The organism is Sphingomonas sp. GW821-FHT04B01, assembly GCF_059420425.1.
Genome location: NZ_JBWKTR010000002.1, coordinates 316,462 through 336,851, shown reverse-complemented (window position 1 = coordinate 336,851; position 20,390 = coordinate 316,462). Strand labels below are relative to the sequence as shown.

The following is a 20,390-nucleotide window of genomic DNA, read 5'->3' as shown; positions in this document are numbered from 1 at the left end:
GTGCCCGACAGCGAGCCTTTCCTATGGCTGCGGTATGAGGCTTGATCGGTTTCCTAGTTAGATCCGTCACCCCGGACTCGTTCCGGGGTCCACCGGGCCGCGGGAGAACGTTGTCCGCTCACGCCTTTCTCCTCGCCGCGGAGTGGACCCCGGAACAAGTCCGGGGTGACGGGGTGGGTTTGGAACACGAGGGACTCACACTAACACCCATATGCGGTCCCCCTCCCCGTGCCGGGCGTTTATTCCTTCGGCGCGGTCGGCTTGGTCTCGGTCTGTGCCGTCGTGACCGGCGGTCCCTTGGCGATCGCTGCCGCCAGCTGGTTCGCCTCCGGGCAGCCGGCCTTGCAGAGCGTGCGGATCTTGGCGAGATTGGTCTTGGCGATCGCCACCGCGCCCTTGGCGACCAGCGCCTCGCCCTGCCCGCGCAACGCGACGACGTCATTGGGTTCGAGCGTCAGCGCCTCGCGGTACAAGCGGATCGCCTTGCCGGGCAGGCCACGGCTCTCGGCGACCTCGGCAAGCGTGACGAACGCCTGACGGTTGCGCGGATCGACCGCGACCGCGGTCTCGAGCAGGTCGGTCGCGCCGTCGAGATTGCCGGCCGCTTTGGCGGCGCGGCCCTGCGCCAGCAATTGCAGCGAGCGCGCGTCGATCTGGTCGTCGGGTCGCTGGCCGCTGAGCGAGGTCGAGACACAGACGAGGGTCAGCGCAGCGGCAAGAGCGACGGACGTAACGCGCATGAAGGTCTCCACTGGGGGCACGGCTGCCGGATTAGCAGGGGCGGGTCAGCCGCGCGACAAAAAAGCCGTCGGTGTCGTCGCTTGCCGGATCGAGCCGATAGCCCTTTCCGCGCGGCGTGCCGGCGGGCAGATCGAGCGGCGCGGCGGTCCAGCCGGGATGATCGGCGAGGAAGGCGTCGACCTGATCCATGCCCTCGGCATCGAGCAGCGAACAGGTGATATAGACCAGAGCGCCGCTGGGCCGGACCAGCGCCGCGCCGACGGCGAGGACGTGCCGTTGCTGCGCGGCAAAGCCGGCGAGCCGGTCGGGCGTCAGCCGCCAGCGTGCCTCGGGATTGCGCCGCCACGTGCCCGTGCCCGAGCAGGGCGCGTCGATCAGCACGCAATCGGCGGCGTCCTGCCAGTCGGCGAGCGCCTCGGCTTCGCGCCGGGGGTCGAGCAGCCGCGTCTCGACGATGGTCACGCCGGCCCTGGCGGCGCGGGGCGCGAGGCGCGACAGGCGGCCGCGGTCGATATCGGCGGCGAGAATCTGCCCCTCGTCGCGCATCGCCGCGGCGAGCGCGAGCGTCTTGCCGCCGCCGCCCGCGCAGAGATCGACGATCCGCTGGCCGGGCTGCGCCAGCGCGGCGAGGCTGACGATCTGGCTGCCGGCGTCCTGCACCTCGGCCTGACCGGCGAGCGTGTCGATATTGGTACCGGCGGGCAGCCGCAGCGCGTCGGGCAGACCGGGGATCGGTGTGCCGCCGAGCCGTTCGGCGAGCGTCGCCGGATCGGCGAGCAGCCGGTTGACGCGCACGTCGAGCGGGGCGCGACCGATCAACGCCACCTGCTGCTCGGCGCCGATCCCCGAGGCGGCGAGCGCGTCGGCGAGCCAGGCGGGCATGACGCCGGCGGGAGCCGCGCCCTCGCCGGCGGCGATCGGTGCGGGGCCGTGCGTCGAGCCGTCGAAGGTGGCCGCGATCGCCGCGTCGTCGGCGGCGACCGCGAGCAGCGCGGCACGGCCCGAGGCGGGCACTTCGCCGGCGCGGCGGATCGCGGCATAGACGAGCTCGCGCACCGCGCGGCGGTCCTTCGACCCGGCGTAGCGGCGGGTGGCGAAATAGCGCGCGATGAGCGTGTCGGCGGCGGCGCCACCGCCGCGCGCCGCGGCGATGACCGCGTCGAGCAGTTCGATCGCGGCCTGGGTGCGGGCGGCGGGGGTCACTTAGCGGGTCGGGTAATTGGGGGCTTCCCGCGTGATGGTGACGTCATGGACGTGGCTTTCCTTGAGCCCGGCGCCGGTGATCTGGACGAATTGCGCGCGCTTCTGCAGATCGGGGATCGTCGCCGAGCCGGTATAGCCCATCGCCGCCTTGATGCCGCCGACGAGCTGGTGGATCACGTCGCGCGCCGGCCCCTTATAGGCAACCTGCCCCTCGATCCCCTCGGGGACCAGCTTCATCTGATCCTTGATGTCGCCCTGGAAATAGCGGTCGGCCGAGCCGCGGCCCATCGCACCGACCGATCCCATGCCGCGATAGCTCTTGTAGGCGCGGCCCTGATACAGGAACGTCTCGCCCGGCGCCTCCTCGGTGCCGGCGAGCAGCGAACCGACCATGCACGTCGAGGCGCCCGCCGCCAGTGCCTTGGCGAGGTCGCCCGAGGTGCGCAGGCCACCGTCGGCGATCACGGGAACGCCGTGCTTCGCGGCGGCTTCGGCGCAATCCATCACCGCGGTGAGCTGCGGCACGCCGACACCGGCGACGACGCGGGTGGTGCAGATCGAGCCCGGGCCGATGCCGACCTTGATGCCGTCGGCACCGGCGTCGATCAGCGCGCGCGTCGCCTCGCCGGTGGCGACGTTGCCGGCGACGACCTGCACCGAGTTGGAGAGCTTCTTCACGCGCTCGACGGCGCGCGCGACGTCGCGATTGTGGCCGTGCGCGGTGTCGATGACGATCAGGTCGCATTCGGCGTCGACCAGCGCCTCGGTCCGTTCGAACCCCTTGTCGCCGACGGTGGTCGCGGAGGCGACGCGCAGCCGGCCGGAGGCGTCCTTGGTCGCGGTGGGATAGGTCACCGCCTTCTCGATGTCCTTGACGGTGATGAGGCCGACGCAGCGATAGGCCTCGTCGACCACCAGCAGTTTCTCGATGCGGCGCTGGTGGAGCAGCACGCGCGCCTCCTCCTGCCCGACGTCGGTCGAGACGGTGGCGAGATTGTCGTGCGTCATCAGCTCGGCGACCGGCTGTTTGGGATCGCCGGCGAAGCGGACGTCGCGGTTGGTGAGGATGCCGACGAGCTTGCCGTCGCGCTCGACCACGGGAATGCCGCTGATCTTGTGATGCGCCATCAGCGCCTGCGCCTCGCCCAGCGTCGCGGTCGGCGCGATCGTGATCGGATTGACCACCATGCCCGATTCGAACCGCTTGACCTGGCGCACCGCGGCGACCTGTTCCTCGATCGACAGGTTGCGGTGGAGCACGCCGATGCCGCCCAATTGCGCCATGACGATCGCCATGTCCGCCTCGGTCACCGTATCCATCGCCGAGGACAGGATCGGGATGTTGAGCGCGATGCCGCGCGTCAGCTGCGTGCGCGTGTCGGCGGTGCTCGGCAGGATGTCCGACTCGCCGGGTACGAGCAGAACGTCGTCGAAGGTGAGGCCGAGCCGGATGTCCAAGGTGCCGTTTCCTCGCGGGAGGGATAAGTGGCGGGCCATGTAACCGCAGCGCAGCATCTGCGCTAGAGGGCGGCGAGATGCGCCGTGACGTATTCCGTCACCACGCCGACCAGCGAGCCGCCGAAACGCGGGTTGAGTTCGAGGACGCGCAAGGCGCCCTCCTCCCATTTGTAGTTGAAGCAGCAGGTGCCCTCATAGCCGAGCGCTTCGAGGATCGCGGTGCAGGGGCCGAGCGCCGGGCCGGGATCGGCGGGGGTGATGCTCGCCGGGCGATCGACCGCGCCGCGGACGCCGAGCGGCTGGCCCATGTCGTAGCGATAGGCGACCTGGAAGCGGATCGCGCCGCCGACGCGGAGCAGGTGGAGGACGTATTCGTCGGCACCGGCGACCGCGCGCTGGCGGAAGACGTCGGGATGATCGCTGCCGTCATCCTCGCCGGGACCGCGGATCATCGCGCAGCCGAAGCCGAAATCGCCGCGCCGGGTCTTGCGGATATAGGGATAGTCGGTCGGCCGCGCGCCGAGCAGCGTGGGCACGGTGTCGCCGAAGCCGTGATCGATCAGCCAGAGGTTGAGTGCCAGTTTGTCGTCGCACAGCGCGACGAGGTCCGCGGTCGGGAGCACCGTGCGGCCGCCACGCGCGCCCTCGATCTGCCCGACGCGCAGCGGCACGACGAGATCGAAGCGCGACAGGTCGACCGCGTCGAAGGGGGCGAAGCTCGCCTCGTACCGATGATGATCGATATGGCGGGCGATGGCGGGCATCTGTGTGGAATGGTTGCCGAAAAGAATGCGCTGCATGGTGACCTTTGTCGAACGTCGAGCTGTGCTAGGATCGGTCAACGGCGTAGGGATTCGCGCCGGCGGGAGGGCTCATGGGTATCACGATTGCTGCGTTCGCACTGGTCCTGGTGCTGTTCTATCTGTTCACCAGCATCAAGATCGTCCGGCAGGGCTATCAATATACTATCGAGCATTTCGGCCGCTACACCGCCACCGCAAGCCCGGGCTTCAACTTCTACCCCGCCTTCTTCTACCGGGTGGGGCGCAAGGTGAACATGATGGAGCAGGTGATCGAGATTCCGGGTCAGGAGATCATCACCAAGGACAATGCGATCGTCTCGACCGACGGCGTGGTCTTCTTCCAGGTGCTCGACGCGCCGAAGGCGGCCTATGAGGTGTCGGACCTGTATGTCGCGTTGCTCCAGCTCACCACCACCAACCTGCGCACGGTGATGGGGTCGATGGATCTCGACGAGACGCTGTCGAAACGCGACGAGATCAACGCGCGGCTGCTGTCGGTCGTCGACCATGCGACGGTGCCGTGGGGGGTGAAGATCACCCGTGTCGAGATCAAGGACATCCGTCCGCCGGCCGATATCGTCACCGCGATGGGCCGGCAGATGAAGGCGGAGCGCGAGAAGCGCGCCAACATCCTCGAAGCCGAGGGCACGCGGGCGTCGGAGATCCTGCGTGCCGAAGGGCAGAAGCAGGCACGCATCCTCGAATCGGAAGGCCGCAAGGAATCCGCCTTCCGCGACTCGGAGGCGCGCGAGCGTGCCGCGGAAGCCGAGGCGAAGGCGACGCTGGTGGTGTCCGAGGCGATCGAGCGCGGCGGGACGCAGGCGATCAACTATTTCATCGCGCAGAAATACGTCGAGGCGATCGGCAAATTCGCGACCAGCCCCAACGCCAAGACGATCCTGTTCCCGGTCGAGGCGACGCAGTTGATCGGGACGCTCGGCGGGATCGGCGAGCTGGCCAAGGATGCGCTCGGCAAGGCCCCTGCCCCGACCAACGCCGCCGGGGCGGCCAGGCCCGAGGCGAAGCGCGGGCCGTTCGAACTGCCGCCGGCGTGACGCTGGACACGATCGGCGGAGCGGGCGGCGCGTGGCTGATCGCGGCGCTGCTGCTCGGGATCGCCGAGCTGGTGATCCCCGGCGTCTTCGCGGTGTTCCTCGCGATCGCCGCGGCGGTGGTCGGCGTCGCGGTGCTGGTATTGCCCGGCCTGCCGGTGGCGGCGCAGATCGTCGCCTTCGCGCTGTGGAGCATCGTCACCGTCCTGATCGGCAAGCGCTGGTATGTGGATTTTCCGGTGCCGAGCAGCGATCCGCAGCTCAACGACCGCGTGGCGCGGCTGATCGGCACCACCGCGGTGGTGCAGGTGGCGATCGGCCCCGAGGGCGGCCGCGTGGTGGTCGGCGACGGATCGTGGCCGGCGCGCGGCGTGGTCGCGGAAGCGGGCGCACGGGTGCGGATCGTCGCGATCCGCGACGGGATCGCGATCGTCGAGCCGGCGGGCGGTTAATTCGCTGCGCACCACGCTTGCCGGGTGTAAGCGGCACGGCGATCTGCTATATGGAGCCTGTGACCCAGAGCATCCCCCACAGCTTCCCGATCGGCATCGATCCCGCCGACATCGATTTCATGGGGCACGTCAACAACGCGAGCTACCTGAAGTGGGTACAGGATGCCGTGGTCAGCCACTGGCAGAAGCTCGCGCCGGCGGAAGCGGTCACCGCGCATCTGTGGGTCGCGCTGAAGCATGAGATCACCTACCGCAAGCCGACCTTCCTCGGCGACGACGTGATCGCGACGGTGCTGCTCGAAAAGGTACAGGGCGCGCGCGCCTTCTACGAGACGGTGATCCGGCGCGGCGAAGAGGTGCTCGCCGAGGTCAAATCGAGCTGGTGCTGCCTGGATGCGGAAACGTTGCGGCCGGCACGGCTGGCGCGTGAGATCGTCGAGCAATTCTTCCAGCGGGGCGATGGGCCGTTGCCGGCGACGGGGCCGGTCGAGCGCGGCTGACCGGGGTCGGGGCAGCGTCGGTTACGCGACCCACGCCATCTGCGAATAGTCCCGCCAGAGCATCCGGGTAGCGCACGTGCGGCCCTGGCTCGTGGCGAGTCGCGCAACCTCGCCTGCCAGCTCGGCGCGCGGCGTGACGTCGAAATGCGCGAGCCATGCCAGAAACGGCTTGCGCCAGATCGCCGGCCAGCCCGATTGCGTGCCGAAGTCCACCACCACCAGCCGTCCCGTGTCGCGCGTCACCGCCAGCCCCTGAGCGAGCGCCTCCCGCCATGGCGGGATCATCGACAGCGTGTAGCTGAACATCACGCGATCGAACCGCGCCAGCCCGAACAACATCTGCGAATCGAAACCGGCGGCATCGCCCTGCGCCAGCACGATCCGGTCCGACAGGCCGGCGGCGGCGACGTTGGCGCGTGCGGTGGTCAGCATCGCGGCGGAGATGTCGATCCCGTACAGCCGGGCGCCGGGCCAGGCGCGGGCCGCGCGGACCAGATTGCGTCCCGTGCCGCAGCCGATTTCCAGCAGCGTACCGCCCGCATGCAGGTCGAGCCCGTCGATCAGCCGGTCCCGCCCGAACAGATAATATTTGCGGGTGAGATCGTAAATATGTCGCTGCCCGCCGTAGATGCGATCCATCCGGCCGGCATGGTCCCCCTCAACCATCGGCGAGCACGTAGAGATGGACGCCGCCATAGATCGCCGACCGGTCCTGCGCGGTGAACCGACGCGACGCCTCCGCCTGATAGCGCCAGCGCGCGACGGTCGCGTCGGGAATGCGGCCGGGGATGATGTCGGCCTCGCCGGCGGTGCGGAACAGGATGCGTGCACCTGGTCGCGCGGTGCGGGTGATCTGCGTCCATAGCTCGCCGAGCTGTTCGTCGGTCATCCAGTCCTGCGCGTCGAGCAGGATATAGCGGTCGCGCGATGCGGCGGGCAGGCCGGCGAGATGTTCGGTCATATTGGCGTGGCGGAGATCGACGCGGCCGACGCGGGCGACGATCGCGTCATAATGCTCCGCCTGCAGATAGGGCGGCAGCGGTGCGGCCGGTCCCTCACCGTAACGGCGGCCGAACGCCTGCCAGGCGAAATAATTGTCGCGCAGGTCGAAGCCGCAGGCGAGCTTTTCCAGCCGCTGGCGCAGCACCGCCGCCATCCGCCCGTCACCGGCGAGCGCCTCGAACTGCGCGGGTGGGATGCCGAGGCCGAACAGCGAGGCGGGCTGGTCGGTCAGCCATTTGACGAAGCCGCGGTCGAACACCGGCGCGAAATCGCGTTCGAAGATGGCGCGCTGCTCCTCGATCGTCTCGGCTTCGAGCAGCAGTCGCGGATCGACGCCGTTGAGCCTGGCGAGCAGATGCGCCGCACCGATGAAGCGGCCGAGCAGCCCGCGCTTGTGGACGCCGCTGGCGAAACCGGCGATCCGGCGCCGGCCGCTGAGATCGCGCCCTTCCCAATAGCGGCGCGTCGGCTCGTCGATATGCGGACGGATATGCCGTTCGTACGCCGCGAGATTGTCGCGGCTGGCGGCGTGCCCGAAGAAGCGGTGGAAGCTCGCATGATCGGGCAGATGGCGGGCCGCGGCGAGCTTGAGCGTGCCGAGCGCGATATGCGCGGTGTTGAGGTCGACCGCGTCGATCGCCTTGGGGTCGGCAGTCAGATAGGACAGCATGTTGCAGCCGCCCGAAGCGATGGTGACGACATGGCTGTCCGGCGTGATCGCCAGCGCCGCCATGTCGACCACCGGGTCTTCCCAGATCTGCGCATAGACGAGGCCGCGGAACGCCCAGGTGAAGGCGCGTTCGAGCAGGCCCTGTCTGGAAAGATGGCCGTGCCGCTGCATCGCGGCTGCCACTGCCTTTTGCGTTCCGCTCATCGTTCCGCCCCTGATTGTCCTGGGGCGGGCCCATGCGCCGCCAATGTGACGGCGCATGGTCGGTTGCGCGATGCTATCGTGACAGCATCACGCCGCTTCGATCACCTGCGGTGCAGACCGGCGCACGCCGGCATCGACATGGTCGTCGAATTGCGCGAAATTCTCGACGAACAGATCGACGAGTTTCGCGGCGGTGGCGTCATAGGCGGCGGTATCCGCCCAGGTGCTGCGCGGGTCGAGGATCGCGCCGTCGACGCCCGGCACCTCGACCGGCACCTGGAAGCCGAAATTGGGATCGGTGCGGAACTCGCCGTGCTTGAGGCTGCCGTCGAGCGCGGCGTTGAGCAGCGCGCGCGTCGCCTTGATCGGCATGCGATGACCGACGCCATATTTGCCGCCGGTCCAGCCGGTGTTGACCAGCCAGCAATCCACCCCGCCCTCGGCGATCCGCTCCTTGAGCAGATTGCCGTAGACCGAGGGATGCCGCGGCATGAACGGCGCGCCGAAACAGGTCGAGAAGGTCGCGTCGGGTTCGGTGACGCCGATCTCGGTGCCGGCGACGCGCGCGGTATAACCCGACAGGAAATGGTACATCGCCTGATCGGGGGTCAGCTTGGCGATCGGCGGCAGCACGCCATAGGCGTCCGCGGTCAGCATCACGATGTTCTTCGGCACCCCGCCCATATTGTCGCGCGAGGCATTGGGGATGAAGTCGATCGGATAGGCGCCGCGGCTGTTCTCGGCGAGGCTGTTGTCGTCGAGGTCGAGTTGGCGGGTGACCGGGTCCATCACGACATTCTCGAGCACCGTGCCGAAGCGCTTGGTGGTCGCGAAGATCTCCGGCTCGGCATCGGGCGACAGGCGGATCATCTTGGCGTAGCAGCCGCCCTCGAAATTGAACACCGCCGTGTCGGACCAGCCGTGCTCGTCGTCGCCGATCAGCGTGCGGCTGGCATCGGCGCTGAGCGTCGTCTTGCCGGTGCCGGACAGGCCGAAGAACACCGCGGTCGAGCCGTCCGCGCCCATATTGGCGGAGCAATGCATCGGCATCACGCCGCTCTTCGGCAGCAGATAGTTGAGCAGGCCGAACACCGACTTCTTCATCTCGCCGGCGTAGCGGGTGCCGCCGATCAGGATCAGCTTCTCGGTGAAATTGACCGCGATCACCGTCTCGCTGCGCGTGCCGTGGCGGGCGGGATCGGCGCGGAAGCTCGGCAGGTCGATGATCGTATATTCGGGGACGAAGCCCTGCAGCTCATGCTCCTCCGGCCTGACCAGCATCGTGCGGATGAAGAGATTGTGCCAGGCAAGCTCGTTGACGACGCGGACGCGGACCCGGTTCTCGGGCTGCGACCCGCCGTAGAGATCCTGGACGAACAGATGCTCCTTGTCGCGCAGCGCGGCGAGGAAATCGGCCTTGAGCGCGGCGAAATGCGCCGGGTCCATGCCCTTGTTGGACTTGCCCCACCAGACGCTGTCCTCGGTCTCGGCGTCGCGGACGATGAACTTGTCCTGCGCCGAGCGGCCGGTGTGCGCGCCGGTCTCGACCACCAAAGGCCCGTCGGCGCTGAGCTTGCCCTCGCCGCGGGCGACCGCGGCCTCGACCAGCCGCGCGGTGACCAGGTTCCAGTGGAGATCGGCTCTCGTTTCGATAGACTGGCTCGCGAGACCTGCGTGCGGAATGCGCTCGTTCACGTACATCCTCCCAATGCGTTCGGCCCGGCGCGCGCATCCTGGGGAGGGTCTGCACGCACGCCGGTGATCGGCCTGCGCATAAGCCAGCCGCGACGTAGCGTCAAATCGCCGCGCGACGGACGGTGGGTCGTTACGGGACGGAATGATGGCCTCTCCGGCGTTTGTGGGCCGCTACACAGGGGAGACTATCGCCCGGTTGAGCCTCGCGCCGCTTTGCCCTACCGCAGGCCGATGATGCCGAGGGTCCCCCACGTATGACCGCGACGATCGCGCTGGTCGACGACGACCGCAATATCCTGACCTCGGTCTCGATCGCCCTGCAGACCGAGGGGTTCCTGACCCGCGTCTATTCGGACGGCGAGACCGCGCTCAAGGCGCTCACCGACAATCCGCCCGATCTCGCCATCTTCGACATCAAGATGCCGCGGATGGACGGGCTCGAGCTGCTGCGCCGGCTGCGCGAGAAGAGCCAGATCCCGGTGATCTTCCTGACCAGCAAGGACGACGAGCTCGACGAGGCGCTCGGCCTGGCGATGGGCGCGGACGATTATATCGCCAAGCCGTTCAGCCAGCGGCTGCTGATCGCCCGCATCCGCGCGATCCTGCGCCGGACCGAGGTCGCCGCCACCACGGCGGAGGATCCGGCAGCGACCGGCAGCGAACCGCTGGTGCGCGGGCGGCTGTCGATGGACCCGGCGCGGCATCGCACCACCTGGGGCGGCGAGCCGGTGACGCTGACCGTGACCGAATTCCTGATCCTCGAAACGCTCGCGCAGCGGCCGGGCATCGTCAAGACGCGCAACCAGCTGATGGATGCCGCCTATCAGGACGACATCTACGTCGACGACCGCACCATCGACAGCCATATCAAGCGCCTGCGCCGCAAGTTCCGCGGCGTCGATCCCACCTTCGACGCGATCGAGACCCTGTATGGCGCCGGATACCGATTCTCCGACGAGTGAGCCGCGGCCGGAGGGCGGCGATCTTGCGCTGCGCTGGTCGGGGCAGATCTCGCTCACCCGCCGCATCCTCGCGGTCAACATCATCGCGCTGCTGCTGCTCGCCGGCGGCTTCTTCTACCTCGATTCGTATCGCAGCCGCATCGTCGACAGCCGCGTCGCGCAGGCGGCGCGCGAGGCGCGGCTGATCGGCGAGGCACTGGCGATGGTCGCCCCCGACCAGCGCGACGACCTGCTGTTGCGGCTGACACGCGACACGAACGCGCGGCTCAGGGTGTTCGACGCGACGGGGCGGACGATCGTCGACAGCCGCGCGCTGGGATCGCGCAACGCGGTGCTGCTCGATCCCGACAAACAGGCCTGGGACCAGGTGGTGGCGCGCTGGCTCGACGCCGGGATCGACATCATCGTCGGCGCGGCGCGTGCGCCGCTCTACCGCGAGCGGAGCGACGGGCGGCAATGGCCCGATGTACGGCGGGCGCGTACCGGGCTGAGTTCGGCGAGCGTCTGGCGTGCGCCCGACCGGACGCCGGTGATCACCGCCGCGGCGCCTTTGCCGAGCGGCGGGGTGGTGATGACGACGATCAACGCGCGCGACATCACCCAGACGGTGCGAATCGAGCGCTTCCGATTGAGCCTCGTGCTGCTGCTGGTGACGATCGTGTCGGTCGCGCTGTCGCTGTTCCTCGCGCGGACGATCGTACGGCCGCTGCGCCGGCTGGCGCGGGCGGCGGTGCGGGTGCGCCTCGGCCGGGCGCGCGAGGTCGTCGTCCCCCGTTTGCCCTCGCGCCGCGACGAGATCGGCAGTCTGGCGCGCGCGCTCTCCGACATGAGCCTCGCGCTGCGTGCGCGGATCGATGCGACCGAGGCGTTCGCCGCCGACGTGACGCACGAGATGAAGAACCCGCTCGCCTCGCTGCGGTCGGCGGTCGAGGGGCTCGACGCGGTCAGGGACCCCGACTTGCGCGCGCGGCTGCTGTCGATCGTCCGCGACGACGTCCATCGGCTCGACCGGCTGATCACCGACATCTCCGAGGCGTCGCGCCTCGACGCGCAGCTCAGCCGTGCCAAGTTCGAGGCGATCGATATCGCGGCGATGATCCGCGCGCTGGTCGGCCAGCGGCTCGCTCGCGAGGTCGAGCGCGGCGTGCGGCTGCGCTTCGATCATGCCGGGGCGCCGCTGGTGACGCTCGGCGAGGGCGCGCGGCTCGAACGCGTGTTCGACAATCTGATCGACAACGCCCTCTCCTTCTCGCCCGACGGTGCGCTGATCGCGATCGCGGTGGCGCGCGAGGGCGACGATCTCGTCGTCCGCGTCGAGGACGAGGGGCCGGGCGTGCCCGAGGAAGCGCGCGAGGCGATCTTCCGCCGTTTCCAGTCGATCCGCCCCGAATCGGAAGCGTTCGGCCAGCATTCCGGCCTCGGCCTCGCGATCGCGCGGACGATCGTCGAGGCGCATCAGGGCAGCATCGCGGTCGAATCGCGCGAGGACCGGTTGGGCGGTGCGCGCTTCGTCGTCCGCCTGCCGCTCGTTGCCGAATGATCGCGCGCGAACGCCGCCACGCGACCTGCGTCGCGATCCACGGCCGCGCGGTGCTGCTCGAAGGGCCGCCGGGGGCAGGCAAGTCCGACCTCGCATTGCGGCTGATCGATCGGGGCGCGATACTGGTCAGCGACGACCAGACATTGCTGGTGCGCGACGGTGCGACGCTGCTGGCCAGCGCGCCGGCGACGATCCGCGGCCAGATCGAGGTGCGCGGGATCGGCATCGTCCGCATGGCCTCGGTCGACGACGTGCCGGTCGCGCTGATCGTCCGGCTCGACGGCGCGCCCGTCCGCATGCCAGAGCGGCAGCGGCGCCGGCTGGCGGGACTCGACGTGCGCGAGATCGGGCTCGACGCGTTTCACGCCGCGACGCCGCTCAAGATCGAATGGGCATTGCGTCAGCCCGAGGCGACACCGGAATGAGGTTCCTGCTATGACCAAGGACATATTGCTCGTCACCGGCCTGTCCGGCGCCGGCAAGTCGACGGTGCTCAAGACGCTGGAGGATCTGGGCTGGGAGGTGGTCGACAATCTGCCGCTGGTGCTGCTCGACCGGTTGCTCGACGCGCCGCTCGCCGCGGGGGCGGCCGACGACAGCCAGCCGCTGGCGATCGGTATCGGCGCGCGCACCCGCGACTTCGACCCGACGCGCATCGTCGAGCGTATCCGTACGCTGCGTGACGACCATGGCCTCGATATCGGCATGCTGTTCCTCGACTGTTCGGGCGCCGAGCTGGAGCGGCGCTATTCGGAGACGCGGCGGCGGCACCCGCTCGCGCCCGACCGGCCGGCGGGCGACGGCATCGCCCGCGAGCGCGAATTGCTGCGTCCGTTGCGCGACTGGGCCAACCGGTTGATCGACACCACCGACCTCACCGCCAATGCGCTGGCGCAGCAGGTGCGCACGACCTTCGCCGGCCACGGACGCGACGCGCCGGTGCTGTTGATCCAGTCGTTCGGCTTCGCGCGCGGGCTGCCGCGCAACGCCGATCTCGTCTTCGACATGCGTTTCCTGCGCAATCCGCATTGGGACCCGGTATTGCGCCCCGGCACCGGACTCGACGCCGATGTCGCCGCCTATGTCGCAGCGGACCCCGCCTATCCGGCGGCAATGGCGCAGATCGGCGGCCTGCTCGAACTGCTGCTGCCGCGCTATCGTGCCGAGGGCAAATCCTATGTCAGCGTCGCGATCGGCTGTACCGGAGGGAGACATAGATCGGTCCATGTCACCGAGCTTCTCGCTGACCGGTTGCGCAAAGCGGGTTTTTCGCCCACCATTACGCATCGCGACCTCGGGGCCGCACCGCAGGACTCGCTCGAGGGGCCGCCCGCCAGCAAATGAGTAACGTATCTGAGATGATTGGCCTCGTTCTGGTGACGCATGGGCGGCTTGCGGAGGAATTCGTGACCGCGATGATCCATGTCGTCGGCCCGCAGGATCGCATCGCGACGATCTCCATCGGTCCCGACGACGATATGGAGGAGCGGCGTGCCGATATCGCCACGGCGATCGGCGCGGTCGATTCGGGGCGCGGCGTGATCGTGCTGACCGACCTGTTCGGCGGCACGCCGTCCAACTTGGCCATCTCGCTGATGGAGCGCGGCCGGGTCGAGGTGATCGCGGGAATGAACCTACCGATGCTGATCCGGCTCGGTTCGGCGCGCAAGTCGATGAAGGTCGTCGAGGCGGTGGCCGCGGCGCGCGAGGCGGGGCGCAAATATATCTCGGTCGCCTCCGAAGTGCTCGGCGAGGCGGCGGCGTGAGCGACGAGATCGCACGCACCGTCCTCATCACCAACAAGCGGGGGCTCCACGCGCGGGCGAGCGCCAAGTTCGTCACGCTCGCCTCGACCCAGCCGGTCGAGGTCAGGGTCAGCAAGGACGACGGCGCGGTGACCGGCACCTCGATCATGGGGCTGATGATGCTCGGCGCGGCCAAGGGCGATTCGATCACGATCAGCGCGAGCGGCGACGGCGCCGAGGCGGCGGTCGGCGCGCTGTGCGAGCTGGTCGAAGCCAAATTCGGCGAAGATTGACGGCGGTGGCGCCGCGGCAAAGCCGCGTCGTCGGACGCGGCCGATGCCGCGCCGGCCGGGCGCGTCGTTTTCGCCTTGCGCCAGCCTTCGGCTAGCGCGAAGGCCGACGCGCCATGCCCCGTGAAATCACCGCCTTTTCCAACCCGCTTGTCAAATACGCCCGCGAGCTGCGCGACAAGCGCCATCGCCGCGGCGCGCGCCAGTTCATGGCCGAGGGGCTGCGTATCCTCACCGAGGCGCGCGAGACCGGGCGGCTGCCGCGCATCCTGTTCTATGCGGCGGGCAATGCCGACCATCCTTTGGTCCATGCCCTGTCGATCGACGTCGAGATGGCGGGCGGCGAGTCGATCCAGACAACGCCCGACATCCTGTCCAAACTGTCGGGCAAGGACAATCCGCAGGCGGTGGTCGGCGTGTTCGACGAGTTCGACCGGACGCTCGCCGATCTCGATCGGACCACGGCGAAGATCTGGCTGGTCGCCGAGCGGCTGCGCGATCCCGGCAATCTCGGCACGATCCTGCGCACCGCCGATGCGGTCGGCGCGGGCGGGCTGATCCTGATCGGCGAATGCGTCGATCCCTTTTCGGTCGAGGCGGTGCGCGCCAGTATGGGGGCGCTGTTCACCATTCCCGTCGTGCGGAGCGAGTGGGCGTCATTCCTCGGCTGGCTGCGCGAGGGGCCGGGGCAGCTCGTCGGGCTGAGCCTCGATACCGAACACGATTATCGCGCGGCGCGCTACGCGGCGCCGACCTTCCTGCTGACCGGCAACGAGGCGCAGGGGATGCCGGCGGACTATGCCGCGGCGTGCGACCTGCTGGTCAAGATCCCGATGCTGGGCAAGGCGGACAGCCTCAACGCCGCGGTTGCAACGGCGGTGATGGCCTATGAGGTGCTGGCTCAGCACGGCTAAGGCTCATCCTCGCGTCTTGCCGGGCAGCCAACATGGACGAGTTGGACGCCTTAATCAAAACGATCGAGCCCTATCATTTCGACATCTGCACCGATCAGAAAACAGCCATTCGGATATCACGGCTGTCACCAGTGGAACAGCAGCGCCGGGTTCGGCCGCCGCATCAAAGCCTTGCCGATCGGCCTAGCCTCCGATCATGCCGCTGACCCGGATCGCGCCGCCGCGGTTGACGATCCGGCCGGACACCATGCCGCTGATCCGCGCCCGGGCGCCGGCCTCGATATAGACGTCTCCCGCGACCATGCCGCTGATCCGGACATCGCAGCCAGAGCGAACGATCACGTCGCCCGCCACCATGCCGGACAGCCTGCCGTCGTGATCCATGATGACGTCGCCGTGATGCATGCCCTTCATCGCCCGCTCCTCTATTCCGCCGCATCCGGCAGGCGCAGCGCTTCCTCGCCGTAGCGCGCCAGGGCCTCGACGGGTTCCGCGACGCCGATCTCACGCGCACCGGGCTCGATATTGAGATCGCGGAACTTGCGCGCCGACACTAAGGCGCGGCTTTCGAAGCTCGAGACGAAATTGTTGTAATTGTTGACTGCGGTGGTGAGGCCCCCGCCCACCTTGCGGAGATCCTCGCCGGCCTTGGCCAGCCGGTCGTAGAGTTCCTTGCCGAGCGCGCCGATGGCTCGGGCTTCGGTGGCCAGTTTCTCCTGCCGCCAAACCGCCGCCACCGTGCGCGCGATTGCGATGAGGTTGGTCGGCGTCGCCAGCAACACCCTTTTGTCGAACGCATAATCCCACAGGCCGGCATCATGCTCCAGCGCGGCGGACAGAAAATGTTCGCCGGGGACGAACATCACGACATATTCCGGCGTGTCGTCGAACTGCGACCAATAGGCCTTGGCGGACAGGCCGTTGATATGCGCGCGCATCGACGCGGCATGCGCGGTGAGGCCGATGTTTCGCTCGCCCTCGTCGACCGCGCCGAAGGCGTCCTGATAGGCGTTGAGCGACACCTTGGCGTCGATAATCAGCGACTTGCCGCCGGGGACTCGGACGATCGCATCGGGGCGCAGGCGGCCCCCTTCCCCGTCGGCGACGCTGACCTCCATCGCGAAATCGGTATGTTCGGCGAGGCCGCAGGTTTCGAGCACGTTGCGAAGCTGTTGCTCGCCCCAGCGACCGCGCGCCTTGGGGGCGTTGCGCAACGCGTTGACCAATTTGGCCGCCTCGCCCGAGACGCGTTCCTGACCGAGCCGCATCTGTTCGATCTGGCCCTTGAGATCGCCGAAGGCGTCGCGCCGCTCGGCCTCGACCTTGGCGACGCCCTCCTCGTAACGGGCGAGACGGTCGTTGACCGGCTGGAGCAAGGATTTGAGATTGGTGCCGGCGAGTTCCTCCGACTGGCGGAAGCGCGCTTCGGCGCGATCGAGGAACGCCTTTTGCGCGTCGGTCAGCGCCTTGTTGGCGAGGTCGTTGAACTGCGCCGCCATCTGCTCCTTGGCGTCGCGCATGTCGAACAGGCGCGCTTCGAACGCCTCGATCTGCGCGCCGGTGCTGGCGAGCGCGGTGCGGGCGGCGTCGCGATCGGCGCGGATCGTCGCGAGTTCGTCGCGCAGCGCGTCGAGGGTAGCTGCGCGATCCTCCGACTGGGCGCGCAGCGCGGCGAGGTCGCGCATCGCCTCGTTGCGCTCACGCTCGACGGCGTCGCGGGCGCGGGCGACCAGCTCGGCGTCGGCGGCCTTGCTCTGCGCCACGGCGAGATCGGCCGCGAGGCTGCCGGCCTTGCGGTTGGCGAGCAGCGCGCCGACGAGCAGGCCCGCGGCCAGCGCAAGGATGGCGATGATGACGATCGTCAGGTCCACGTTCATTCCCTTTGGCGGCCGGCAAACCGAGCCGGCAGTCTTGTCGTGGCGAGGAACATAGATCGAACGTCGGGGGGAGGACAGTCCCTAAATACGGCAGACGGGATGCGAGAGGCTAGCAAGCCCCGCCCCTTCCTTCAGGGGGGCTGGGCAAACGCCTTAGCGGCGCATCTTCGCCAGCTTCTTCATCACCATATCGCGCTTCAGGCGGCTGATATGGTCGATGAAGAGCACGCCGTTGAGATGGTCGATCTCATGCTGCATGCAGGTCGAGAGCAGCCCGGTCAGCTCTTCCTCATGGCGCTCGCCTTGCTCGTCGAGCCAGCGGACGCGGCAGCTCGCCGGGCGCGCAACGTCGGCATATTGTTCGGGGATCGACAGGCAGCCTTCGTTATAGCTGCTCGTCTCTTCGCTGACCGAGAGGATTTCGGGGTTGATATAGGCGTGGGGCGCCTTGATCGGCTTGTCTTCCTCGTCCTTCTCATCCTGCAGGTCGATGACGAGGATGCGGCTGTCGACGCCGACCTGAATTGCGGCGAGGCCGATGCCGTTGGCGTCGTACATCGTGTCGATCATGTCCCGGACGAAGGCGCGCGTCTCGTCGGTGACCTGCTCGACGGGCTTGGAGATCAGGCGCAGGCGCGGATCGGGGACTTCGACGATGGGAAGGACTGCCATGTGGCGTGAGCTAGGTGGCGAGGGGTTTGGCGTCAAGTTCGAGCATAGTCCTCCCCGGCACGGGGAGGAATTAGACCGGACGTCGCGCGCGCAGCGCCTGCGCGAGCGTGCCTTCGTCGAGATAGTCCAGCTCGCCGCCGACCGGCAGGCCGTGCGCGAGCTGGGTCACGCGCACCGGGAAGCGTTCGATGCGGTCAGCGAGATAATGCGCCGTCGTCTGGCCCTCCAGCGTCGCGTTCATCGCGAGGACGACCTCGTCGATGCCGCCGGCCTCGATCCGGGTGACCAGCGCGTCGATCGCGAGATCTTCCGGGCGGATGCCTTCGAGCGCCGACAGCCGGCCGCCGAGGACGTGGAAGCGGCCGGGAAACAGCCGCGAGCGTTCGAGTGCCCACAGATCCGCCACTTCCTCGACCACGCAGAGCGAGCGCTGGTCGCGGCGCGGGTCGGCGCAGATCGCGCAGGGGTTGGCGGTGTCGACGTTGCCGCAGGTGGCGCAGGTTTCGAGCCGTTCGTCGACCGCTTCGAGCGCGGCACGCAGCGGACCGAGCGCCGCCTCGCGCTTCTTGAGCAGATGCAGCACCGCGCGGCGCGCCGAGCGCGGGCCAAGGCCGGGGAGGCGCGCGAGCGCCTGGGTCAGGGCTTCGATTTCGGGAGAGGCCATGACGGAACAGATAGGGGGTTGCGCCGTCGCCCGCCAGCGCGTTGAAGGCAGGCCATGCGGATCATCTTTATGGGAACCCCCGACTTCGCCGTACCGACGCTGGAGGCGCTGGTTTCGGCCGGGCATGACGTCGTCGCGGCCTATAGCCAGCCGCCGCGCCCCGGCGGGCGGCGCGGGCGCGAGACGGTCGCCTCGCCGGTGCAGCAGCGCGCCGAGGCGCTCGGGATCGCGGTGCGGCATCCGGTCAGCCTGAAGGGCGCGGAGGAGCAGGCGGCGTTCGCGGCGCTGGACGCGGATGTCGCGGTGGTGGCGGCGTACGGGCTGATCCTGCCGAAGCCGGTGCTGGCGGCGCCGCGGTTGGGGTGTCTCAACGTGCATGGCTCGCTGCTGCCGCGCTGGCGCGGGGCGGCGCCGGTGCAGCGCGCGATCCTCGCTGGCGATGCCGAGACCGGGGTTGGGATCATGCAGATGGAGGCGGGGCTCGATACCGGGCCGGTGCGGATGGAAGGGCGCGTGGCGGTCGATCGCAAGACCGCGGGCGAGCTGACCGCAGAGCTTGCGGCGTTGGGCGCGCGGTTGATGGTCGAAGTGCTCGGCGATCCCGACGCGCATCCGCCGGTGGCGCAGCCCGAGGCGGGCGTCACTTATGCCAGCAAGATCGACAAGGCGGAGGCGCGGATCGACTTCACGCGTAGCGCGGTCGAGGTCGAGCGGCTGGTGCGCGCCATGCACCCGGCGCCGGGGGCGTGGTTCGAGATCGCGGGCGAGCGGGTCAAGGTGCTCGCGGCCGACGTGCTGCCGTTCAGCTTCCCCGGCGGCGAGGGGACGACGGTGGACGATGCGCTGACGATCGCCTGCGGCGACGGCGCGATCCGGCCGACGCTGGTGCAGCGCGCCGGGCGCGGCGTGACCAGCACCGCCGAGTTGCTGCGCGGCTTTCCGGTGCGATCGGGCACGCAGCTTTGACGCGGTTCGCGCTGACGGTGGAATATGACGGCCGGCCGTTCATGGGCTGGCAGCGGCAGAAGCACGGGCCGAGCGTGCAGCAAGCGCTGGAGGAGGCGGTGTTCGCGGTGACCGGCGAGCGGACCGCGGTGCATGCGGCGGGGCGGACCGATGCCGGGGTGCATGGGCTGGGGATGCGCGCGCATGTCGATATCGGCAAGGATATCGCGCCGTTCCGGTTGATGGAGGCGCTGAATGCGCGGGTGCGGCCGGCGCCGGTGGCGGTACTCGATTGCGTCGTGGTGGCGGACGACTGGCATGCCCGGTTTTCCTGTCTGGGGCGGGCGTATGAGTATCGCATCGTCAACCGCCGGGCGCCGCTGACCTGGGAGGCGGGGCTAGCGTGGCAGGTGCCGCAGATGCTCGATGCCGACGCGATGGCGGCAGCGGCGGCGGTGCTGGTCGGGCGGCACGACTTCACCACGTTCCGCTCGGCGCATTGTCAGGCGGACAGCCCGGTGCGGACGCTCGATCTGCTGTCGGTGACGCGTGCGGGTGAACGAATCTCGGTGCGGGCGGCGGCGCGGTCGTTCCTTCACCATCAGGTGCGCTCGATGGTCGGGTGTCTGGCGCTGGTCGGTATGGGGCGCTGGTCGGTGGACGATGTGCGGGTGGCGCTGGAGGCGCGGGATCGGGCGCGGCTGGGTTTGAACGCGCCGCCGGACGGGCTGTTCTTCGTCTCCGCCGTATATTGAGTTCACGCGGAGGCGCGGAGATCCCGCCCTTGGCGCAGGTGGCGCGATCGGGAGACGTTGGCGTTTCCGGCCGCCGCGAGCGGGAAGCTGGCGACGATCGGTGATCTGCCCGCGGGCGCAACATCTCCGCGCCTCCGCGTCTCTGCGTGAACCATCTTTCTTTTCAGGCCGATGATGGTTTCGCGCGAAGACGCGAAGACGCGAAGGTGTTGCGATCGGGATAGCTGGGGCGCGTTCCCCATGCGG

The 20,390-nt window shown here is 68.8% G+C and carries 23 protein-coding genes; 12 read left to right on the top strand and 11 right to left on the bottom strand.

What is annotated here, in order from left to right:
- Positions 1-239: 239 nt before the first annotated feature.
- From AC07UH_RS07805 to AC07UH_RS07790, 4 genes are all read right to left on the bottom strand, one after another.
- Positions 240-740 (bottom strand): tetratricopeptide repeat protein, encoded by a 501-nt coding sequence (locus AC07UH_RS07805; protein WP_137897298.1) that lies wholly within the window; start codon positions 738-740, stop codon positions 240-242.
- Positions 741-771: 31 nt separating this feature from the next.
- Complete coding sequence (locus AC07UH_RS07800) at positions 772-1,944, bottom strand: RsmB/NOP family class I SAM-dependent RNA methyltransferase (protein WP_495180233.1); 1,173 nt, start codon at positions 1,942-1,944, stop codon at positions 772-774.
- The gene (guaB, locus tag AC07UH_RS07795) at positions 1,945-3,402 is read right to left on the bottom strand and encodes an IMP dehydrogenase (protein WP_038659300.1); all 1,458 of its coding nucleotides are present in this window, start codon (positions 3,400-3,402) and stop codon (positions 1,945-1,947) included. It abuts the gene before it with no gap.
- A gap of 62 nt (positions 3,403-3,464) precedes the next feature.
- On the bottom strand, positions 3,465-4,202 hold the full coding sequence (locus AC07UH_RS07790; RefSeq protein ID WP_495180234.1) for an ATP-grasp domain-containing protein: 738 nt from the start codon (positions 4,200-4,202) through the stop codon (positions 3,465-3,467).
- Positions 4,203-4,276: 74 nt separating this feature from the next.
- Between AC07UH_RS07790 and AC07UH_RS07785 the strand changes: the two genes are divergently transcribed.
- From AC07UH_RS07785 to AC07UH_RS07775, 3 genes are read left to right on the top strand one after another with little or no spacing between them, the layout of a single operon-like run.
- Entirely contained in the window at positions 4,277-5,260 is a 984-nt protein-coding gene (locus AC07UH_RS07785; RefSeq protein ID WP_495180235.1) for an SPFH domain-containing protein, read from the top strand.
- On the top strand, positions 5,257-5,709 hold the full coding sequence (locus AC07UH_RS07780) for an NfeD family protein (RefSeq protein WP_038659292.1): 453 nt from the start codon (positions 5,257-5,259) through the stop codon (positions 5,707-5,709). The genes AC07UH_RS07785 and AC07UH_RS07780 overlap by 4 nt, the downstream gene beginning before the upstream one ends.
- A 59-nt stretch (positions 5,710-5,768) precedes the next feature.
- The gene (locus tag AC07UH_RS07775) at positions 5,769-6,209 is read left to right on the top strand and encodes an acyl-CoA thioesterase (protein ID WP_038666315.1); all 441 of its coding nucleotides are present in this window, start codon (positions 5,769-5,771) and stop codon (positions 6,207-6,209) included.
- A 21-nt stretch (positions 6,210-6,230) separates the two neighbouring features.
- Here AC07UH_RS07775 and AC07UH_RS07770 read toward each other — a convergent pair whose 3' ends face one another.
- The 3 genes from AC07UH_RS07770 to AC07UH_RS07760 all read right to left on the bottom strand — a co-directional run bounded on the left by AC07UH_RS07770 (position 6,231) and on the right by AC07UH_RS07760 (position 9,786).
- Entirely contained in the window at positions 6,231-6,875 is a 645-nt protein-coding gene (locus AC07UH_RS07770) for a class I SAM-dependent methyltransferase (protein ID WP_495180236.1), read from the bottom strand.
- Positions 6,868-8,085, bottom strand: a complete 1,218-nt coding sequence (locus tag AC07UH_RS07765; RefSeq protein WP_495180237.1) for a BtaA family protein — start codon at positions 8,083-8,085, stop codon at positions 6,868-6,870. The genes AC07UH_RS07770 and AC07UH_RS07765 overlap by 8 nt, the downstream gene beginning before the upstream one ends.
- Before the next feature lie 87 nt (positions 8,086-8,172).
- Positions 8,173-9,786, bottom strand: coding sequence for a phosphoenolpyruvate carboxykinase (locus tag AC07UH_RS07760; RefSeq protein ID WP_495180238.1), 1,614 nt, complete (start codon positions 9,784-9,786; stop codon positions 8,173-8,175).
- Between the two features lie 248 nt (positions 9,787-10,034).
- Between AC07UH_RS07760 and AC07UH_RS07755 the strand changes: the two genes are divergently transcribed.
- The 7 genes from AC07UH_RS07755 (at position 10,035) to AC07UH_RS07725 (ending at position 15,231) form a co-directional block, all read left to right on the top strand.
- A complete protein-coding gene (locus tag AC07UH_RS07755; protein ID WP_137897290.1) occupies positions 10,035-10,742 on the top strand; it encodes a response regulator transcription factor in 708 nt (235 codons plus the stop codon).
- Positions 10,711-12,282 carry a sensor histidine kinase gene (locus tag AC07UH_RS07750; protein WP_137897289.1) on the top strand — a complete coding sequence of 524 codons (1,572 nt, stop codon included), beginning with the start codon at positions 10,711-10,713 and terminating at the stop codon, positions 12,280-12,282. Before AC07UH_RS07755 ends, AC07UH_RS07750 begins: the two co-directional genes overlap by 32 nt.
- Complete coding sequence (locus AC07UH_RS07745; protein WP_495180239.1) at positions 12,279-12,707, top strand: HPr kinase/phosphorylase; 429 nt, start codon at positions 12,279-12,281, stop codon at positions 12,705-12,707. Before AC07UH_RS07750 ends, AC07UH_RS07745 begins: the two co-directional genes overlap by 4 nt.
- 10 nt (positions 12,708-12,717) lie before the next feature.
- Positions 12,718-13,626, top strand: a complete 909-nt coding sequence (rapZ, locus tag AC07UH_RS07740) for an RNase adapter RapZ (RefSeq protein ID WP_495180240.1) — start codon at positions 12,718-12,720, stop codon at positions 13,624-13,626.
- Between the two features lie 14 nt (positions 13,627-13,640).
- A complete protein-coding gene (locus tag AC07UH_RS07735) occupies positions 13,641-14,048 on the top strand; it encodes a PTS sugar transporter subunit IIA (protein ID WP_038659276.1) in 408 nt (135 codons plus the stop codon).
- Positions 14,045-14,320, top strand: a complete 276-nt coding sequence (locus tag AC07UH_RS07730; protein ID WP_495180241.1) for an HPr family phosphocarrier protein — start codon at positions 14,045-14,047, stop codon at positions 14,318-14,320. The genes AC07UH_RS07735 and AC07UH_RS07730 overlap by 4 nt, the downstream gene beginning before the upstream one ends.
- A gap of 113 nt (positions 14,321-14,433) precedes the next feature.
- Positions 14,434-15,231: a TrmH family RNA methyltransferase gene (locus tag AC07UH_RS07725; protein WP_495180242.1), complete on the top strand. Its 798-nt coding sequence runs from the start codon at positions 14,434-14,436 to the stop codon at positions 15,229-15,231.
- A gap of 183 nt (positions 15,232-15,414) precedes the next feature.
- Here the strand turns inward: AC07UH_RS07725 and AC07UH_RS07720 are convergent, their stop codons facing one another.
- The 4 genes from AC07UH_RS07720 to recR form a co-directional block, all read right to left on the bottom strand.
- On the bottom strand, positions 15,415-15,645 hold the full coding sequence (locus AC07UH_RS07720) for a hypothetical protein (protein ID WP_495180243.1): 231 nt from the start codon (positions 15,643-15,645) through the stop codon (positions 15,415-15,417).
- Positions 15,646-15,656: 11 nt separating this feature from the next.
- Positions 15,657-17,108, bottom strand: a complete 1,452-nt coding sequence (locus AC07UH_RS07715) for a DNA recombination protein RmuC (RefSeq protein WP_495180244.1) — start codon at positions 17,106-17,108, stop codon at positions 15,657-15,659.
- A gap of 153 nt (positions 17,109-17,261) precedes the next feature.
- Entirely contained in the window at positions 17,262-17,780 is a 519-nt protein-coding gene (def, locus tag AC07UH_RS07710; RefSeq protein ID WP_495180245.1) for a peptide deformylase, read from the bottom strand.
- Positions 17,781-17,850: 70 nt separating this feature from the next.
- On the bottom strand, positions 17,851-18,444 hold the full coding sequence (gene recR / locus AC07UH_RS07705; protein ID WP_038659260.1) for a recombination mediator RecR: 594 nt from the start codon (positions 18,442-18,444) through the stop codon (positions 17,851-17,853).
- Between the two features lie 54 nt (positions 18,445-18,498).
- Here recR and fmt point away from each other — a divergent pair, with 54 nt between their 5' ends.
- Positions 18,499-19,410, top strand: a complete 912-nt coding sequence (fmt, locus tag AC07UH_RS07700) for a methionyl-tRNA formyltransferase (protein ID WP_495180246.1) — start codon at positions 18,499-18,501, stop codon at positions 19,408-19,410.
- Positions 19,407-20,144, top strand: coding sequence for a tRNA pseudouridine(38-40) synthase TruA (gene truA / locus AC07UH_RS07695; protein WP_495180247.1), 738 nt, complete (start codon positions 19,407-19,409; stop codon positions 20,142-20,144). The genes fmt and truA overlap by 4 nt, the downstream gene beginning before the upstream one ends.
- The last annotated feature ends 246 nt before the right edge of the window (positions 20,145-20,390 follow it).

Coding starts and splice junctions, on each gene's coding strand:
- AC07UH_RS07745 (WP_495180239.1), top strand. CDS start 12,279: ATGATCGCGCGCGAACGCCGCCACGCGACCTGCGTCGCGATCCACGGC.
- recR (WP_038659260.1), bottom strand. CDS start 18,444: ATGGCCTCTCCCGAAATCGAAGCCCTGACCCAGGCGCTCGCGCGCCTC.
- AC07UH_RS07770 (WP_495180236.1), bottom strand. CDS start 6,875: ATGGTTGAGGGGGACCATGCCGGCCGGATGGATCGCATCTACGGCGGG.
- def (WP_495180245.1), bottom strand. CDS start 17,780: ATGGCAGTCCTTCCCATCGTCGAAGTCCCCGATCCGCGCCTGCGCCTG.
- AC07UH_RS07720 (WP_495180243.1), bottom strand. CDS start 15,645: ATGAAGGGCATGCATCACGGCGACGTCATCATGGATCACGACGGCAGG.
- AC07UH_RS07790 (WP_495180234.1), bottom strand. CDS start 4,202: ATGCAGCGCATTCTTTTCGGCAACCATTCCACACAGATGCCCGCCATC.
- AC07UH_RS07715 (WP_495180244.1), bottom strand. CDS start 17,108: ATGAACGTGGACCTGACGATCGTCATCATCGCCATCCTTGCGCTGGCC.
- AC07UH_RS07735 (WP_038659276.1), top strand. CDS start 13,641: ATGATTGGCCTCGTTCTGGTGACGCATGGGCGGCTTGCGGAGGAATTC.
- AC07UH_RS07760 (WP_495180238.1), bottom strand. CDS start 9,786: ATGTACGTGAACGAGCGCATTCCGCACGCAGGTCTCGCGAGCCAGTCT.
- AC07UH_RS07765 (WP_495180237.1), bottom strand. CDS start 8,085: ATGAGCGGAACGCAAAAGGCAGTGGCAGCCGCGATGCAGCGGCACGGC.
- AC07UH_RS07785 (WP_495180235.1), top strand. CDS start 4,277: ATGGGTATCACGATTGCTGCGTTCGCACTGGTCCTGGTGCTGTTCTAT.
- fmt (WP_495180246.1), top strand. CDS start 18,499: ATGCGGATCATCTTTATGGGAACCCCCGACTTCGCCGTACCGACGCTG.
- AC07UH_RS07750 (WP_137897289.1), top strand. CDS start 10,711: ATGGCGCCGGATACCGATTCTCCGACGAGTGAGCCGCGGCCGGAGGGC.
- AC07UH_RS07805 (WP_137897298.1), bottom strand. CDS start 740: ATGCGCGTTACGTCCGTCGCTCTTGCCGCTGCGCTGACCCTCGTCTGT.
- AC07UH_RS07755 (WP_137897290.1), top strand. CDS start 10,035: ATGACCGCGACGATCGCGCTGGTCGACGACGACCGCAATATCCTGACC.
- AC07UH_RS07725 (WP_495180242.1), top strand. CDS start 14,434: ATGCCCCGTGAAATCACCGCCTTTTCCAACCCGCTTGTCAAATACGCC.
- rapZ (WP_495180240.1), top strand. CDS start 12,718: ATGACCAAGGACATATTGCTCGTCACCGGCCTGTCCGGCGCCGGCAAG.